Origin of the sequence: Neoactinobaculum massilliense (genome assembly GCF_900604955.1) — a bacterium.
Classification (GTDB): Bacteria; Actinomycetota; Actinomycetes; order Actinomycetales; family Actinomycetaceae; genus Neoactinobaculum; species Neoactinobaculum massilliense.
The window spans coordinates 251,124-267,603 of record NZ_UWPE01000001.1 but is presented as its reverse complement, the minus strand read 5'-3'; the positions used below and the strand labels follow the sequence as shown (position 1 = coordinate 267,603).

General features: G+C 64.6%; 12 protein-coding genes and 3 tRNA genes. 2 read left to right on the top strand and 13 right to left on the bottom strand.

What is annotated here, in order from left to right; genetic code table 11:
- Window positions 1-49 precede the first annotated feature (49 nt).
- Window positions 50-3,676 carry an alkaline phosphatase gene (gene phoA / locus EIH27_RS01125; protein WP_124039159.1) on the bottom strand — a complete coding sequence of 1,209 codons (3,627 nt, stop codon included), beginning with the start codon at window positions 3,674-3,676 and terminating at the stop codon, window positions 50-52.
- 276 nt (window positions 3,677-3,952) lie between these two features.
- Between phoA and EIH27_RS01120 the strand changes: the two genes are divergently transcribed.
- Both EIH27_RS01120 and EIH27_RS01115 read left to right on the top strand, forming a co-directional pair.
- Complete coding sequence (locus tag EIH27_RS01120) at window positions 3,953-4,804, top strand: hypothetical protein (protein WP_124039158.1); 852 nt, start codon at window positions 3,953-3,955, stop codon at window positions 4,802-4,804.
- Window positions 4,801-5,865, top strand: coding sequence for an adenosine deaminase (locus EIH27_RS01115; protein ID WP_124039157.1), 1,065 nt, complete (start codon window positions 4,801-4,803; stop codon window positions 5,863-5,865). Before EIH27_RS01120 ends, EIH27_RS01115 begins: the two co-directional genes overlap by 4 nt.
- Here the strand turns inward: EIH27_RS01115 and EIH27_RS01110 are convergent.
- From EIH27_RS01110 to mtrA, 12 genes are all read right to left on the bottom strand, one after another.
- A complete protein-coding gene (locus EIH27_RS01110) occupies window positions 5,862-7,034 on the bottom strand; it encodes a UDP-N-acetylmuramate dehydrogenase (protein ID WP_241152925.1) in 1,173 nt (390 codons plus the stop codon). The genes EIH27_RS01115 and EIH27_RS01110 overlap by 4 nt on opposite strands.
- Window positions 7,035-7,147: 113 nt before the next feature.
- On the bottom strand, window positions 7,148-7,318 hold the full coding sequence (rpmG, locus tag EIH27_RS01105) for a 50S ribosomal protein L33 (protein ID WP_124039156.1): 171 nt from the start codon (window positions 7,316-7,318) through the stop codon (window positions 7,148-7,150).
- Window positions 7,319-7,346: 28 nt separating this feature from the next.
- A tRNA-Met gene (locus EIH27_RS01100) sits at window positions 7,347-7,420 on the bottom strand.
- A gap of 46 nt (window positions 7,421-7,466) precedes the next feature.
- Window positions 7,467-7,539 (bottom strand) — tRNA-Thr (locus EIH27_RS01095).
- 21 nt (window positions 7,540-7,560) lie between these two features.
- Window positions 7,561-7,642, bottom strand: a tRNA-Tyr gene (locus EIH27_RS01090).
- Between the two features lie 100 nt (window positions 7,643-7,742).
- Window positions 7,743-8,792 carry a lipoate-protein ligase small subunit gene (locus EIH27_RS01085; RefSeq protein ID WP_124039155.1) on the bottom strand — a complete coding sequence of 350 codons (1,050 nt, stop codon included), beginning with the start codon at window positions 8,790-8,792 and terminating at the stop codon, window positions 7,743-7,745.
- 1 nt (window position 8,793) lies between these two features.
- A complete protein-coding gene (locus EIH27_RS01080) occupies window positions 8,794-10,293 on the bottom strand; it encodes an FAD-dependent oxidoreductase (protein WP_206424848.1) in 1,500 nt (499 codons plus the stop codon).
- A gap of 336 nt (window positions 10,294-10,629) precedes the next feature.
- On the bottom strand, window positions 10,630-11,283 hold the full coding sequence (hpf, locus tag EIH27_RS01075) for a ribosome hibernation-promoting factor, HPF/YfiA family (RefSeq protein ID WP_124039154.1): 654 nt from the start codon (window positions 11,281-11,283) through the stop codon (window positions 10,630-10,632).
- A gap of 55 nt (window positions 11,284-11,338) precedes the next feature.
- On the bottom strand, window positions 11,339-12,025 hold the full coding sequence (locus EIH27_RS01070) for a ComF family protein (RefSeq protein WP_124039152.1): 687 nt from the start codon (window positions 12,023-12,025) through the stop codon (window positions 11,339-11,341).
- Window positions 12,026-12,218: 193 nt separating this feature from the next.
- Window positions 12,219-13,937: an LpqB family beta-propeller domain-containing protein gene (locus EIH27_RS01065; RefSeq protein ID WP_164461569.1), complete on the bottom strand. Its 1,719-nt coding sequence runs from the start codon at window positions 13,935-13,937 to the stop codon at window positions 12,219-12,221.
- A complete protein-coding gene (gene mtrB, locus EIH27_RS01060) occupies window positions 13,930-15,675 on the bottom strand; it encodes an MtrAB system histidine kinase MtrB (protein ID WP_124039148.1) in 1,746 nt (581 codons plus the stop codon). The genes EIH27_RS01065 and mtrB overlap by 8 nt, the downstream gene beginning before the upstream one ends.
- On the bottom strand, window positions 15,672-16,355 hold the full coding sequence (mtrA, locus tag EIH27_RS01055; RefSeq protein ID WP_124039146.1) for an MtrAB system response regulator MtrA: 684 nt from the start codon (window positions 16,353-16,355) through the stop codon (window positions 15,672-15,674). The genes mtrB and mtrA overlap by 4 nt, the downstream gene beginning before the upstream one ends.
- Window positions 16,356-16,480: the final 125 nt, after the last annotated feature.

Below are 16,480 nucleotides of genomic sequence, written 5' to 3'. Positions count from 1 at the left end.
GGAGCCACCACTTTTCGTTACCGCACCAGAGCAGGTAGCGAAACCGTGCCTACCTCACGACGGCCGGCGTGTCGATGCGGTCACCGTTGAAATCAGCGATGACCGCCCGATCATTCACCTTGCCGTACGGAAGCATCACGTCGGCCCTGCCGCCGGCCAGCGCGTTTTTCACGTGGAAGGTATTGCCACGGCGAACCGCGAAGGTGTCCTCACCGTTACCGTCGAAATCACCCGCGAAAGCGACGTCGCCGGCCTTGCCGTAAGCGACCTTCTTGTCGGCGTTGCCGCCGGCGAGCGTGTTCTTGATGTGGATTACGTTGCCGCGCTGAACCGCGATCGTATCCTTCCCGTCACCGTTGAAGTCACCAACCAGGACGCGGTCGGAGGCGCGGCCGTATGCGAAGGACCCCTTGGCGCCCTCTAGCGTGAAAGTGTTGCCTGCGCGCATGCCGGCCTCATCCACACCGTCACCGTCCCAGTCGCCCACCAGGGGCTGTCCCTTGCCGAAGCGGAATGTGCGGGTGGCGAGGGTGTTCTTCCAATTATCCACGGCCAACCAGTTCGCGCCGGTCCCGGAGCCCTGCGTGGGCCGCGTGGTGGGTTCTGACGTCGGCGTGCTGGACGGTTCCGACGTGGGCTGGTCTGTTGGTTCTGTCGTTGGCTCGTCCGTCGGCTGGTCCGTCGGCTCAGCAGCCACGAACTTGTTCTCCACCGGCTGAGATTCGGTGAACAGGCCGAGCGCGTTGAGGATCGTGTAGTGCAGATCCGTCTGATCCGTCAGGCCAATCACGTTCTCGGCCGATGGACCGGAGGCCGCCACGCGGAGCTGCGCACCGGTGTGCCCCTGGCCCTTGCCCGCAAGATCGTTGGAGTTGGCCGTGTTGTAGGAGATGGTCATGTCCGAGCCGTCCGCGGTGCGGAGCTTGGTGGACGTGCCCCAGGTATTTTCGCCGTTGGCGGTGATCTGCGAGGCGTGCGCATGATCGGCGGTCACCACAATGAGTGTGGGTTCGCCCGTCTGCTTCACCCAGTTCTGTGCGGCCTCGACGGCCTGATCGAGGTCATCGAGTTCGCCAATCTGGCCGCAGGCATCGCCGTCGTGGTCAGCCTTGTCGATGGAGGCACCCTCCACCTGGAGGAAGAAGCCCTTATCGTTACGCAGCAGCTCCATAGCCTTGGTGGTCATGGCCGCCACCGTCGGTACGTCAGCCGTGCGGGCCGGGTTTACCTGGCAGGAAATGGCCTCGCCGGTGGCACCATCAACAGTGGGCACGCTCTCGAGGAAATTACGCGGCATGTTGCCACTCGCGAACAGGCCGAGCACCGGGTGCTCCTGATCGGCCGCTGTCACCGCGTCGAGCTCATCAGCGTTGGTCACCACCTGATATCCGTTCGCCTTGGCATTCTCGAGAACCGTGTTGCCCTTGGTCCACCGCGTGGCGTCATCCCAGGTGCCTGATACCTGAACCGCCTGGTTGAAGGCCGCCGCGCCGCCACCCAGGGTGACGTCAGCACGCGTGTCAACGAGCTGCTCGGAAATGGAGCCGAGGCCGCCGTTCTCACGGAACTGGCCCTCGAACTCGGCGCCCTTGCAGGAGGAAGAATTCTTACTCTGCTCGGGGCCGTAGCACTTGCGGTTGAGCGCATGCGCACCCAGCACGGCCGGAGTGGCATCCTGCAGCTCCGCCGTGGACACGTTACCCGTCTTCAGGCCGGCGGCCTTCGCGGCCTCAATGAGGTTCTCCTTCGGGGTGCCGGCCAGATCCACGCCGATGGCACCGTTGTAGGACTTCGTGCCGGTGGCCCAACCCGTACCCGAGGCGGCCGAATCGGTCACGTAATTGACTGTACCGTCCTTATTGAGCGAGTAGTGGGTGTAGGAACCCGTGTAGGAGAGGTTGTCAATGCCAGGGAGCCGGCCGTTGGCGCCGTACAGGTAGTTGCGGGCAGACGTGAGTTCGGAGTCACCCATGCCGTCACCGATGAACAGCACCACGTTCTTGGCCTTGGCGTTCGAGCGCTGCTGGCCGGTGGTGCCGTACTGGGCGCAATCGCCCGGGCCGGGTACCACGGAGCCGTCCTCCTTGATGAGGAGGCAGGAGTCTGTGGCCTGCGCGGCCGCCGGCTTGGCGAGGTTCCCATCCGTATTACCGCTGCTCTTGTCAGGGTTGAGGCCCAGTGCATTGGCAATAATGAAGTGCATATCGGTCTGGTCCAGCTGGCCGAGCACGTTCTGCTCGCCCGGTCCCCAGGCAGCGATCGGGAGTTGCGCGCCGGTGTGCTGCTGGGAGCCACCCTTTGAGGTGCCGTAGGCGACCGTCATGGGGGATTTGTCGGCCGTGAGGAGGCGCGTAGTCGGCGCGGTGTAATCGCCACCGTCGCCCACGATCTGCGAGGTGTGGGAGTGGTCCGCGGACACGACGACGAGCGTGTTGCCGTCCTGTTTCGCGAAGTCGAGTGCAGCCTTCGTCGCCTCGTCAAGCCGGCCCGTTTCGCCGATCTGGCCGCAGGCATCGGAGGAGTGATCGCGCTTGTCGATGGAGGCGGACTCCACCTGGAGGAAGAAACCCTTCTCCGCGGTGGGATCATCAAGCAGTTCGATGGCCTTCTGGGTCATGGCTCCCAGCTCCGGCTCGGTGCCCGTATCCTGCTTCGTGCACTGAAGCGGATCCTGTTTTGAGCCACCCACCGTTGCCTGCGAGGGTGCGAACGTGGTGGTCATATTGCCGTCCGCAAACAGGCCGAGCACCGGCCGGTCCTGGTTGGCTGCGGTGACGGCGTCCAGCTCGGCGGCCGTGGTTACCACCTGGTAGCCGTTGTCTTTGGCGTTCTGGAGCACCGTTTCCCCGGCGGTCCAGTTCATGTTCGACGCCGGGAGGTAGGGGTTGTGGGAGGAGCCGCCCGCCTGCACGGTCTGGTTGAAGGAGGCCGCGCCGCCACCCAGCGTCACGTCCGCGCGGGTATCAAGCAGCTGCTCGGAGATAGAGCCGAGGCCGCCGTTCTCACGGAACTGGCCCTCGAACTCGGCGCCCTTGCAGGAGGAAGAATTCTTACTCTGCTCCGGGCCGTAGCACTTGCGGTTGAGCGCATGCGCACCCAGCACGGCCGGAGTGGCATCCTGCAGCTCCGCCGTGGATACGTTGCCCGTGCGAAGGCCGGCCAGCTTGGCCTTCTCGATGAGGTTCTGTTGCGGCTTCCCGGCGATGTCCACGCCGATGGCACCGTTGTAGGACTTCGTGCCGGTGGCCCAGGCGGTGCCCGAGGCGGCCGAGTCGGTCACGTAATTGACCTTGCCGTCCCTATCGATGGAGTGGTGGGTATACATGCCCTGCGAGGTGAGGGCGTCGATGCCCTCGAAGCGTCCGCCGGCGCCCCTGAGGTAGTTACGTGCCACCATGATTTCGGACTGGCCCATGCCGTCGCCAATAATCAGAATGACATTGCGAGCGGAGGCGTTAGAGCGCCCCGGACCGGCCGTACCAAACTGTGCGCAGTCCCCCGGACCGGGCGCCACTACGTTGCCGTTGGAGTCAAAGGCAACGCAATCGGCGGGGCCGTTGTATAGGTGCTGAGTCGTATCCGCGGCCGATACGCCGCTGGACCCGAGAATGGTGGACACTCCCAGGGCCACAACCCCAGCGATCGCCGCCATGGAACGGCGTTTCGTGGATGTCATGTTCTCCTCTTTTTCCCGATTGAATGGATTACCGAGGCCGAATATGGCCGCATTAATCACAGCGGACGCGGGTTAGGAACAGTGGTCCGGCGCATGAACGTTCAGAAAACTCCAGGTAAACGGGCGTGGGTTTTGTTCGACGACGTCGTCGCGGCTTCCTGCGCGCCCGCGAAGCGTCAGCACCAGCTCGCCACCCGGTACCGAAAAATCGACCGGAAGAAGGACGCGGCGGTGAGGCGGCGCTGATACGCTCGGAAGTAATAAGGAGGTTTCATCATGTCCGAAGGCTTCCCCACCACCAGCGATCCGCAGCGGAATTCCACTCAGCCCGGCGAACCAACGCGCGGGACTACCGACTCCAGTGCGCAACCCACCTCCCAACCGGGGCCCTCTGCCCAATCCGGGCCCTCCACCATGCCCGGTTCCCAGTACATCCCGCAGCCCGGGCCATACACGGCACCGGGTCCTCAGTACGCCCCGCAGGCGGGCTACTACCCCGCCGGAGTTCCCCAGCCCTACTACGCGCGTGGACCGCGTCCCACGCTCACGGGACCGCTGGTGACCCTCGGCGTCGCGCTGGTGCTATTCCTCGTGATACCGCTGATCGGTTGTGTCCTCATCGGCATGCGCATCGCGGAACCTGCCTCACAACTCGCGGACCGGTCGGTCACCACCACGAACGGGCAGGTAGAACTCAAGGGTGGCACGGACTACCTGCTGGTGCCGATGGCGAACTCGGAGGACCTGCTGCGTACGGTCCGCGAGGCACGCTGCACCGTGTCCCTCAACGGCGTCCCTCTGCCCACCGATTCCGAACCGACCGATCAGATGCCCAGTGAGCTCGGCGGCGACCCCAACGGGCCCGGCACCATACCGGTGGAAGGCACCTACTTCCTGGCACCGAACTCCACCACCTACGAGGTCACGTGCACTAACGCACAGGGGCAGACCTACGCCGAGGTGGGCGCACTTCCCGCCACCCAGCTGAGCGCATTCATGGGCCCGGTCATTACCATCGGTCTTGTGGCTGTTGTTTCCTTCGTGATCGGCCTGCCGGTGCTCATCGGTGCCATCGTGTGGCTTACGCTTCGCGCGTCTAAGCGGCGCAAGTGGGATCGCGGCCTGTGAGGCGTAATCTTCGCGCTCTCCCGAAGGCGCATCTTCATCTGCATTTCACCGGTTCACTCACCCCGGCCACGCTGCGCAAGTTGGCCGGGACACAGGGCATTCGGCTCCCCGAATCCCTCACGGACAATGTGGCTCTCCGCGTTCCGGCCTCGGAACGCGGCTGGTTCCGTTTCCAGCGCTCCTACGACGCCGCCCGTCAGGTGGTCCGCACGGAAGCCACCATGCGCCTCATCGTCCGCGAGGCCGCGCGCAATGACAGGGCGGACGGGTCCCGCCGGCTTGAAATCCAGATTGACCCCACCAGCTATGCACCCTTCGTGGGTGGTATTACCCCGGCCCTCGAGATTGTGCTCGATGAGGCACGCGCCGTCTCTCGCAGCCTCGGAATCTCAATCGGTGTCATCGTGGCCGCCTCGCGCACGCATCATCCACTGGACGCGCGCACTCTGGCACGGCTAGCCGTCCGCTACGCCGGAGACCAACCCGGCCAGGTGGTGGGTTTCGGCCTCTCCAATGACGAGCGCCGCGGCAATTCGGCAGACTGGGCACCCGCCTTCGCCATCGCACGCCGGGGCGGACTCAAGTTGGTGCCGCACGCGGGCGAACTGCGCGGCCCCGCCCATATCCGCCAGGTGCTGGATACGCTTCACCCTGACCGACTGGGGCACGGGGTCCGTGCCGCCGAGGGCCCCGCCCTGCTGCGCCGCATCGTCGACGAGGGGGTGGCTCTGGAGGTGTGCCCGGCCTCCAATGTGTCGCTCGGGGTGTATGCGGATGTTACCCGCGTCCCCCTTCGCACGCTGTACGACGCCGGAGCGCAGATTGCGCTGGGCGCGGATGATCCGCTCCTGTTCCTCGCCCGGCTTACGCGGCAGTACGAACTGGTCCGTGACGAGCTGGGCTTTTCCGACGCCGAATTGGCGGATCTGGCGCGGCAGTCCATCGCCGCCTCTTTTGCTCCCGAAAGCGAGAAGCGCACGTGGATAGGCGAGGTGGACGCGTGGCTGGCCACCGCTCCGGCGGACACCTACCCGCCGCATCCGGCCGCCGCGCGTTTCTAAGCGCCCAGGCCTCCCAGCACCACCGGCTCGGGCTGCAGCGTGATGCCAAACTTTTCGCGCACACCCGCCTGAATCTCGCGCGCCAGGGCTCGCACCTGCGCGCCCGTGGCGCCGCCCCGATTCGTGAGGGCCAGGGCATGCTTGGTGGATACGGCGGCCGGACCGGGCATGTTGTACCCGCGCGTGAAACCGGCATGGTCAATGAGCCAGGCGGCCGACGTTTTGACCACGTCCTTCCGGACCGGCGCACCGGACTGCAGGGTGTACAGGGCGCCGTCGTACACGGGATACCGCGGCGCACCCGCGGGGAGACTATCCACCTCCGCAACCGGAATAACAGGGTTGGTGAAGAAGGACCCGGCCGAGTAGGTATCCCGATCGGCGTCGTCCAAAACCATGCCTTTGGACGCGCGAATCTCTAATACCGCCGCCCGCACATCCACGGACGGCACCCGGTCCCCCACCTTTGCACCGAGTGCGCCTGCCAGCTGTCCATAGGCAATCGGATTGGAGAGATTCGAAATGCGGAACTGGAAGCCGACGGACAGCACAATGTAACGCGGGCTCGGGCCCCGATCCCCGATGGTGCGCTTGAGGAGGGAGGTACGGTAACCGAATTTCATGTCCGCGGCGGGGATCTCACGCACGTACCCGGCCTCCCGGTCATAAACGCGTACGCGATAAATCGTTTCCGCAATCTCCTGGCCGTAGGCGCCAATATTCTGCACGGGGGCGGCGCCCACACTGCCGGGGATGCCGGAGAGTGCCTCCAAGCCGGCCCACTCGTGGGCGATCGTGTGCACCACCAGCTGGTCCCAGGGCAGACCCGCATCCGCCCAGATGATCGCGCCCTCGCAATCCGCTTCGCGTTCCACGCGGATACCCGTGCGCAGATCGCGGAGCACAATGCCCGGGAAGCCCGCATCGGAACCAAGAATGTTCGAGCCGCCACCCACTACCAGGAGCGGTGTGCCCTCCGCGTCCGCGCGCGCCACGGCGGCCTTCATCTCTTCCTCGGAGGTGGCTTCCACCAGCTCGCCGATGGGCCCGCCCACGCCGAATGTGGTGAGATCCGCCAGGGTACGTGCGCCGTGCTTCGCGCGCGTGGACTCTACGGGCGGCACCGGACGAATGGGGGTATCTGAATACTGCGGGAATGTGCAACTCACCCGGGCAGTCTACGCGAGGTGCGGGGCGGACGGCGGTTTAAGCTGAGGAGCTCTCCTCCGGGCACAAAAAAGGCGAGGCTCAAAGCCTCGCCGATACTGCGCCCAGCTGGTCCCTAGCGGGTCTCGCGGTGGGACGTATGCTTGCGGCAGCGCGGGCAATACTTCTTCAGCGCCAGACGATCCGGCGTATTGCGGCGGTTCTTGCGCGTGATGTAGTTACGCTCCTTGCACACCTCGCAAGCGAGGGTGATCTTCGGGCGAACATCAGCTGACTTGCTAGCCATTTCCTGCTCCTCTTGAAAACTCGGACCGTAGCGGGGGCGGGGATTGAACCCGCGACCTCACGATTATGAGTCGTGCGCTCTGACCATCTGAGCTACCCCGCCTCGCGTGTGGCCCCGCGCGGGACTAACCCGCGCGGAATCCATACCGAGCCCTGAAAGAGAATCGAACTCTTGACCTTCTCCTTACCATGGAGACGCTCTGCCGACTGAGCTATCAGGGCATATGAACGGATCACCGCTCGTGGCAGGTGTAGGATTCGAACCTACGAAGCGTTCCGCGGCTGATTTACAGTCAGCTCCCTTTGGCCACTCGGGAAACCTGCCTTGCACGTTCCATCAGGAACGCACCAGTAGAGAGTACCAGCACCCCCGGTCATGCTGTCAACCCGCCAGAACGTGGTCGCTCCCACTTTTCTGCGAGCATTTAGGGCACGCGCTTGATCCACTCCTCGCGGGAGAACTTCTCCTCGTAGCGTTTCTGAGCGATCGCCAGATCCTCGTCCGTAATCTGGCCGTCCGTGGCGCCGTACCGCTCCTTGAACGTGTCAATGAACACATCGATAATCGCCTCGCGGCTCATGCCCGTCTGGGACTTCATCGGGTCGATGCGCTTATTAGCCGAACGGTGCCCGCGGTTTTTCTTGGCGGCGTCGCCGGTGTTGAGAACATCGAGCATTTTGTCTGCGTCGATGTCGTAGGAGAGCGTCACGTGGTGCACCATGTAGCCACTGGCGAAGTGCTTCTGCGCGGCGCCGCCTATCTTGCCCTTATCCGAGGAGATGTCGTTGAGCGGCACATAGGTGGCGTTGACGCCCACACGCTTGAGCGCTTCCATCACCCAGGCGTCCAGGAACGGATAGGACTGCTGGAAGCTCATGCCGTCCACCAGCGCTTGCGGCACCACGAGGGAGTAGGTGATGCAGTTGCCTGCCTCCATGAACATGGTGCCGCCGCCGGTAATGCGCCGCCCCACGGTGATACCCCACTTGTCCACACCGGCCTGGTTGATCTCATTTTCATAGGACTGGTAGGAGCCCATCACCACCAGCGGGCGATCCCACTCCCAGATGCGCATGAAGGGCTTGTGCTTTCCGGCCGCTACGGCCTCCGGGAGCGTTTCGTCCATGGTCATGTTCAGCACCGGGTGGATGACGGGCGTATGGAGCACCTCAAAATCTATATCGCTCCAATCGAGCGCCTTACCCATGGCGCGCCGCACGGCGGTAGCCACGCCCGCCGCCGAGAGTCCAAACATGTTGTCCGTGGGTAGGATTCCGGCCTCGATTGCCGTCCGAATTTCCGCTGCGCTCGAATCCGGCGGCAATCCCTCGATCGCGCGGGTGATGCGCTCCAGGGCCGTATCCGGCTCGATGAAGAAATCGCCCGAAATCCTCACGTTCGTGAGCTTGCCGTCCACAATATCGAGATCGGCTACGGCCATCTTGTGGCCCGGCTCCTTGTATTCTCCGTGCACACTAATTCCTTTCCGCTGCGATGTTATGGGCCGACGCGTTCTCCCCGCACCCCTTCGCGTCACGTTTCATGGGTGTTTCGCGGGAAGCGATGGGCGGGGAGGCGGGTGGCTCGGTGTGACCGCCGCCGCGGGGCTCCGATGTTTCGACGCCGGTAAGCGCAGGTACGGCCTCCTCGCCCGATGCGATAGCCGTCAGCTCCTCCCGGCCCACCACCTTGGTGCGCGTGCGACCGTGTTTGCGCCCGAGCGCCTGCTCATACGCATCGATGCGATGCCACCCGTCCCAGGTGGTGAGCCGCATGCCCCGCCGAGCAAGTGCATCCGGGAAGGACTCTGCGCGCCGCGGAGCGGGCAGAATCCGGCCCTGATCCCAATCCTCCAGCAGGCAGGCCACCGTTTCCTTCGCGTCGGACTTGGTGGACCCGATGAGGCCCACCGGTCCCCGCTTCGCCCAACCGGTCACGTACACACCCGGGGCGCCAGCAATCCGCCCCGCACTGTTGGGAATAACATACGCTTCCGCGTCAAATGGCAGTGGCGGCAGCGGCTCGGAGGCATACCCGGTGGCGTTATAGACCGCCTGCACCGGGTAGTCAATGTATTCGCCGGTGCCCTCCACCTGGCCGTCACCCATGAGGCGGGTTCGCTCCATCCGGATACCCGTCACGCGGTCCTCCCCCAGGATTTCGACCGGCTTCTGCAGCATGTGGATGTGGATGTGCCGCGGCGCCGTATGCTCATCGGCGAAAACCCAGGACGTGAGAAGATCCGCCACCTGGTGCGCCTGCCGGACGGAGTCCACGCGTGCCTGCGAGGCGGCGTCGTACTGGAAATCCTCGGGAACCACGGAAATATCCACACCCGGGGTGCGGGCCAACTCGCGAAGCTCATTAACGGAGAATTTCACCTGCGCCGGTCCGCGCCGGGCGAACACGTGGACGTCCCGGGTTGCGGCACCGCGCAGGCCATCCTCCACATTTTGCGGAATGTCTGTGGTAGCCAATGCGTCCGGATCCTTGGCGAGCACGCGTGCCACATCCATGGCCACGTTGCCCGCACCGATCACGGCCACGCTCTGCGCCGTGAGTGGCCATTCGCGTGGCGCATCCGGGTGGCCGTCATACCAGGACACAAAATCAGCCGCCCCGTACACACCGGCCTTCTCCGCGCCCGGTACTCGCAGCTGCCGCTCCCGGTCAGCTCCGGTGGCCACCACAACGACGTCGTAGTACTCGCGCACCTGCGCCAAGCTCACGTCCGTGCCCACGTTGACATTGCCGTAAAACGCCATCCCACCGCGCTCCAGCACGGCGGCGAGTGCCTGGGTGATGAGGGCGATACGGGGGTGGTCCGGGGCCACGCCGTAGCGGACCAGGCCGAAGGGAGCGGGTAAACGCTCCAGCACATCCACCGTTGCGTCCGGGCGCGCCTTCGAAATCATGTCCGCCGCGTAGATCCCTGCCGGGCCCGCGCCCACCACCGCCACCTTTGGCTGCTCCATCAATCCTCCTTCACGCCGGAGTCCGGTGCGGCCCCCGCTTGACGGGAACCCAGTGTACGTGGAAAGGGAGGAGTGGCCCAGGTGGCCTCGCCCGGGTGGCCTCGCCCGGGTGGTTTCGCCCCGGTGGCCCGGCCGGGCATGCGCACCGGGCATCGCAATGATCCGGCAGTGAGCGGTCCGGGCAGCGGCGCCGGCGTCGCAGTAGGGCCGGGAAGCAACGCCACCCGCTGGGCAGGACACGAAAAAAGGGGCGGCTTCACCGCCCCTCCGTGCTCCATCATGACAGCCATCTACCGGCAGCCACGCGGCTATGCCGCCTGCGCGGCACCCCGCCACCTATGCCTCGGGCACCTCCGCATCCGTGTGGGTGTTGAGCCGCAGCAGACCGTATGTCCATCCGTGACGCTGGTAGACCACGCACGGCTGGTTGGTTTCCGAATCAATGAACAGGAAGAAGGGATGGCCCACCAGTTCCATCTGATAGAGGGCATCCTCCACCGTCATGGGGTTCGCATCGTAGAGCTTGTCACGCACCACCACCGGGGAATCTCCCACCTGACGCTCAATTGCCTCGCCCGGCTTTGTGGGTACCGTGGGCTGCGGCGCTTCCTCGGCGGGCTTGATATTGACGTCCTCCGGAGTGAGGTTGAGCGGTGTGGGCGTGGTATCCCGGCGCCCCTCACGGCGCCGCGCCAACCGGCGCTCGCTGGCCCTACGTAAGCGCTCAAACAGCTTGGAGGAGGCCGAATCAAGCGCCGTGTACTGGTCCGGTCCGGTAGCTTCTGCGTGAATCACCGGGCCCTTATCCACTACCGTCAGCTCAATCTTCTTCGCTTCATCGGCGCGCGCCGGGTCATTGTGCTTGGACACCACCACCTGAACACGCTGGGCACGCGGGGCGAACTGCTCCACCTTGCCCAGTTTTTCTTCCACGTGGTTCTTGAACTTGTCCGTGACCTCGGCGCCGTGGCCGGTAATAACGAACTCCATTGTTCCTCCTTCACGGGGTTGTGCCCCGACGGGGTAGCCCGCCGGGTACTTCATTCTACCGTTTGGTGGCCGAAGTCACCGAATCGTTTCGCTCTCTGGGATCAGCGGCCGCAGCCAGTACCACGGCGAACGCCACCCGGGTGGGATCCAGGGCCTCGGCACAGCCGGCAAGCGTGGCACCCGTGGTCAGCACATCGTCGACGACGACGATCCCGCCGGCAGGCACGCTCGCATTCGGTTTCAGGTTGATCCTGCGGGTTTTCGTGCGCCTGTTCCGCTGGCCACCGCCGCGCCGAGGCATGCGGGCACGGAGCAGATCAGCCGGCGGTGGGGGCTGCTGCCGCAGACAATTATGAACATCGGCGTCCCAGCCGGCCCGGCGGAGTCCCATCACCACCGCCGCCGCGAGTATGCCCGCCACAAAGCGCCCGTCCCGCGTGCGGCTGCGGCGCGACGGTGCCGGAACCACGCTAATGGGTGCTGCGGTGGAAGGGGCGCTGCGTTCCCCACCCGCGAGGGCCACCACACGCTCGGTCACAATGGCGGCAATGGCCCGGGACAGTGCCGCGTCATTGACGTTCTTCCAGTGGATAATGGTGCGGCGCCGTTCATCGCGGTAGGGGCCTAGTGCATAGACGGGAAACAGCGGAACGGCATCCCCGGGACGATCGAGCCCCGGGGATGCCGCGTCGGCCGGAAGCACACGAAGGAGGTAGGGGGCGCGGGCGGAGCCTCCCGCCACCGGCCCGCCAACCGCTCCTGGCAGGCACCGCACAGCGCCGTATCCCACGCCCCGCATCCCGCACAGCTTCGCGGGAGTGCCAGTAGCCCCAGTTCCTTGAGGATGTTCATGCTTCGAGCCTGCCACGCCGAAAGCCGGGGCCTCCCCGTTCGTCCACAGCCCGCAACCACGGGTTATTCGCCCGGCCGCCCGGCTAGCCCGGATAGGTGGCGTCCTGGATCCCGGTTGCCAGCTTTTGCCAGCCACCACCTGAACGCATCCGGAGGGTGCCGGCAGAATCCACCACGGCGATGCCCTGGTCATCGCGTCCGGCCGCCAGGGCGACGGCGTCGAACCCGACCGACGCCTCAAGGGACATGGGCCCACCAACAGTCAGGCGGTACACGCCCAGATCCGCGCCGCTACTTATCCGGCCGAGCACCAGGAGATCCGAACCACTCACCCACGCAATCGAGCGAATTTCCGAGAGCCGCTGTCCCAAACGCACCGGGTCATCCAGCGAGAGTGGTATGCCGGCGTCGTCACGCTCCACGGCGGCAACGAACACGTGGTAGGAGCCGCCTGTCTCCGCCACCACGGCAATGCGCCCGCCGTCCCGCGAGACGCGAACGTCATGGACCGTTGCCCCCTCAAGCCAGGGAGCCATCACCGAGGTGGTATGCCCGTTCGGATTCGCCACCTCGAGTTGGCCGTTATTCGTTTTTTCGCCGGTCCACGCCCATCCGTACAGATCAAAGGAGGGCGCCACCAGACTGGTGCCGGAGAGCACGCGGCTCACCTTCCCGGTAGCCACATTGGCGAGTGCCATACTCTTGCCATCCGTGGACGTAAACGCCAGTGTTTCCGCCGGATTCTCATAGGCCACCGCCACCTGGCCCGCCGCAAAGCCACCCAGACTTCGCATCAGCGGGGTGGCGGCCGAATCCGTCACGGACACCGGCTGGCCCCCGCGCAGCGCCGTGACGGGATATGCGGCATAGGGATACACGGAAACATCCGGCACGGATTGCAGATCCAGCGGCACACCCTTCGCGCTGATGGTGACGTTCTGGACACCGGGCAGCTCCGTGAGCGTCTCCTCGATTTCTGCAGCCATGAGCCGCTGCTTGGAGACGGGACCCGTCACCGCATCCGAGGAAAGATTGACCTGCGCCACGCCGTCCATGACAGTAACCGGGCTGTCCAACTCCGTCCCATCCGGAATCTCGGAGAACACGGCGTTCTGCAGCCAGGGTGAGGGGCCGGCCAGCAAGCCGTCCATCGCCGACGCCGCCACCGCCCGCCGCGGATACCAGCGCACGTCCGGCACCAGTTGGGTATCTCCCTGGTTAAAGAAGTAGAGAGGCGCCTTCACGTACTGGTCGGTGAAAATGTGCTGGCTAAGAAGTACGCCATCATCGAGCGTGGCAATACGCCACTCCCCGTTCTCACGTTTAAGGCTGAACTGGCGGCTCACCCGCGAATCCGTGGCGGATTCGGTGTACACACCGGCCTCGTCCAGGGAAGCAAGCGCGCCAACGCTCACCGCAATCACCTGCTGGTCCGCTTCGGTATCCGTTTTCTTCGTGCTTGACGTGGCGGACGGGGATGCCGTCTCCGAAATTTTCACGTTCTGATCATCCGGATACACGAGGACGGCAGCCAACGGTTGCCACGCCTTGCCCGCGTCCTTCGTAAGAAACTGCCGGGCCACGGTGAAATCATCGTCCAGCCCCGCGCGAGCAGCCACGAGGAAGCCTGCCACGATGTCATGTGGAGAGGCCCCTTCGCGCGGCGGCGCTGCGGACAGGCCAATGCGCCCCGCCTGCGTGGGTGAGGGTTCCACCTGGTTAACGGGACCGGAGCGGGGCAGCACGGCACAGCCGGCAAGGACCAGGAGCAGCGCTGCCAACAGCGCAACGGATCTACGCATGGTTTCCTCCTTCCGGGTTGCCGGCCGGCGCCTCGGGTGTGGGTGAAACAGGCGCAGGAATCTTCGGGATTTCCCCGGTGGGCGGCGATGGCGGCCGGAAGTCAATCGGCACATCCGCCGGATCCAGCCCCACGTCTGCTCCCACATGGAGCTCAAGCGAAGCGGTCCAATGCGTCTGCTGGGTACGCGGCAGCGTCAGCAGGAACGTGGCCCCCACCCCGAGTTCGCCGATGGCCTGCAGACGCCCACCGTGTAACAGCGCATCCTCGCGGGCAATCGTAAGGCCCAGACCGGTACCGCCCGATTTACGGACGCGGGATTCATCAGCGCGCCAGAAGCGATCGAATACGTGCGCAGCCTGTTCCTCGCTCAGCCCGATGCCGTTATCCGAGACTTCCACGGCCACGGCCGTGGCACCGCCCACCACGCGGATATGGACGTGCCCGCCCTCCGCGTGCTCCAGGGCATTCACCACCAGGTTGCGTACAATCCGCTCCACGCGCCGCGGCTCGATCTCCGCTGTCGTATCACCCTGCTGGCTGCCCGTCACCTCCACCCCGTTGTCATCCGCGAGAGGACGCGCATTGTTAACAACACGTACCACAATATCCACCAAATTTGCCTGAGAGGTGTGAAGTGTCATCGCCCCGGCATCAAACCGGGATATCTCCAGTAGATCCGCCAGCATCACATCCAGGTTAATGAGCTGATTGTGCTGCAACTCCGCGCTGCGTTTGAGTGCGGACGGCAGTTCGGCCCGCTTGTCATAAATAAGTTGGCCCGCCATGCGAATGGTGGTAACGGGCGTGCGCAGCTCATGGGACACGGCCGACACAAAATCGCGCTGCACATTGGAGAGCCGCTCCAGTTCCGCAATCTGATCGCGCAGCGAATCGGCCATCTGATTAAACGAGCGGCCCAACTGAGCGAGCTCATCCTCACCGTCGTCGTTCATATGGACATCAAATGCACCCGCGGCGAGACGCTGGGCATTTTGCGAGGCCTGCCGCACCGGCCGCACCACGTAACGCACCACGATGAGCACGGCGATAGCAATAATGACCAGCATGACCGCCTGCGCCAGGGTGAGAATGCGAGACACCATGGAGAGGATGGTTTCCTGGGATTCCAGAGAATAAACCGAATAAAACTCGTAGTTGCCGGCGCCACCCAGGCGGAGTGTGGAACCCACGATAATGCCGGGAGTGGTGTGGCCGGAGTCCACCAGGCCGACGGACTGCCAGAACGTAGAGCCGTCCGCACCCCGCACGGCCTTACGTAGATCCGTGGTAATGAGGTCACGAATCTGTACCGTCGACTGTGTGACCGGTTCCGCGATGGTGAAGCTGGTGCCGCTCTGGCCGGGCGTACGTAACAGCGCGCCACCGTAAACGTTCTGCACCGGATCGTATTGACCGGCCACCAGATCATTTGCGTACTGCTGGATCTGACCGGCGGTGGCCGCATTCATGGAGTCCAGCGAATACTGAGCCTGCGTAGCCGTGGTGGAGTACTGATCCACCAGCGCGGCCACCGAGCGGTCAAACAGCCGCGAACGTACCTCTGTCACCACGATGGCGCTGCCCACCACCGCCGTGACCAGCCCGACAGCAATCACCACAGCCACCACACGGGTGGCCAGCGAACCGGACCACTGTCCCCCTAGGCCGGTGACAAATGCACGCACCTGGCTGCCGAGGCTGCGGTATACCCGCCCCGCGGCATGCTTAATCTTCACTCGCGTGGCGCCCCCGCTCGATAGCCCACCCCGCGGACCGTGAGCACCACCTGCGGATTATCAGGATCCTTCTCCACTTTGGAACGCAACCGCTGGATGTGCACATTCACCAGCCGAGTATCCGCGCCCGTGTGCCGGTATCCCCACACCTTGTCCAGAAGCTCCTCGCGGGAAAATACCTGGTAGGGCTTACGCGCCAATGCCACCAGCAGATCGAATTCCAACGGGGTGAGCTTAAGGTCCACCCCGTCACGCAGCACCTGGTGACCGCGCAGGTCAATGGTGAGGTCAGATATGGTGAGTGTTTCCGCCTCCGGCTCCTGCCGGCGCAGCCGAGCGCGCACGCGGGCAAGCAGCACATCGTTTTCAAAGGGCTTGGTGACGTAATCATCCGCACCGGCCTCAAGCCCAGCAATGACATCCACGGAATCTGTACGCGCGCTCATCATCACGATGGGCACATCGCTTTCTTCACGGATTTCCTTGCATACGTCCACCCCGGACATGCCGGGCAGCATGACATCCAGCAGTACCAGATCCGGGTGCTCCGCGCGGAACAGGGTGAGCGCCGAGGGCCCGGTGGCCGCCACGGTGGCCTGATACCCCTCACTCTCCAGGAGAATTGCCACCATCTCCGAGATACCCGGGTCATCATCCACCACCAGAATCCGCGTAACCATTGCCTCCCCTTTCGCTGACACTCATTATGCCAGGACGCTCCGACACGCCCACCGTCGGTCAGCACCCCGCGACCGGCAAGCGCACCCCGCGTCAGCTTCTTGAAAGCATTCCGCGAGCGGTCCGC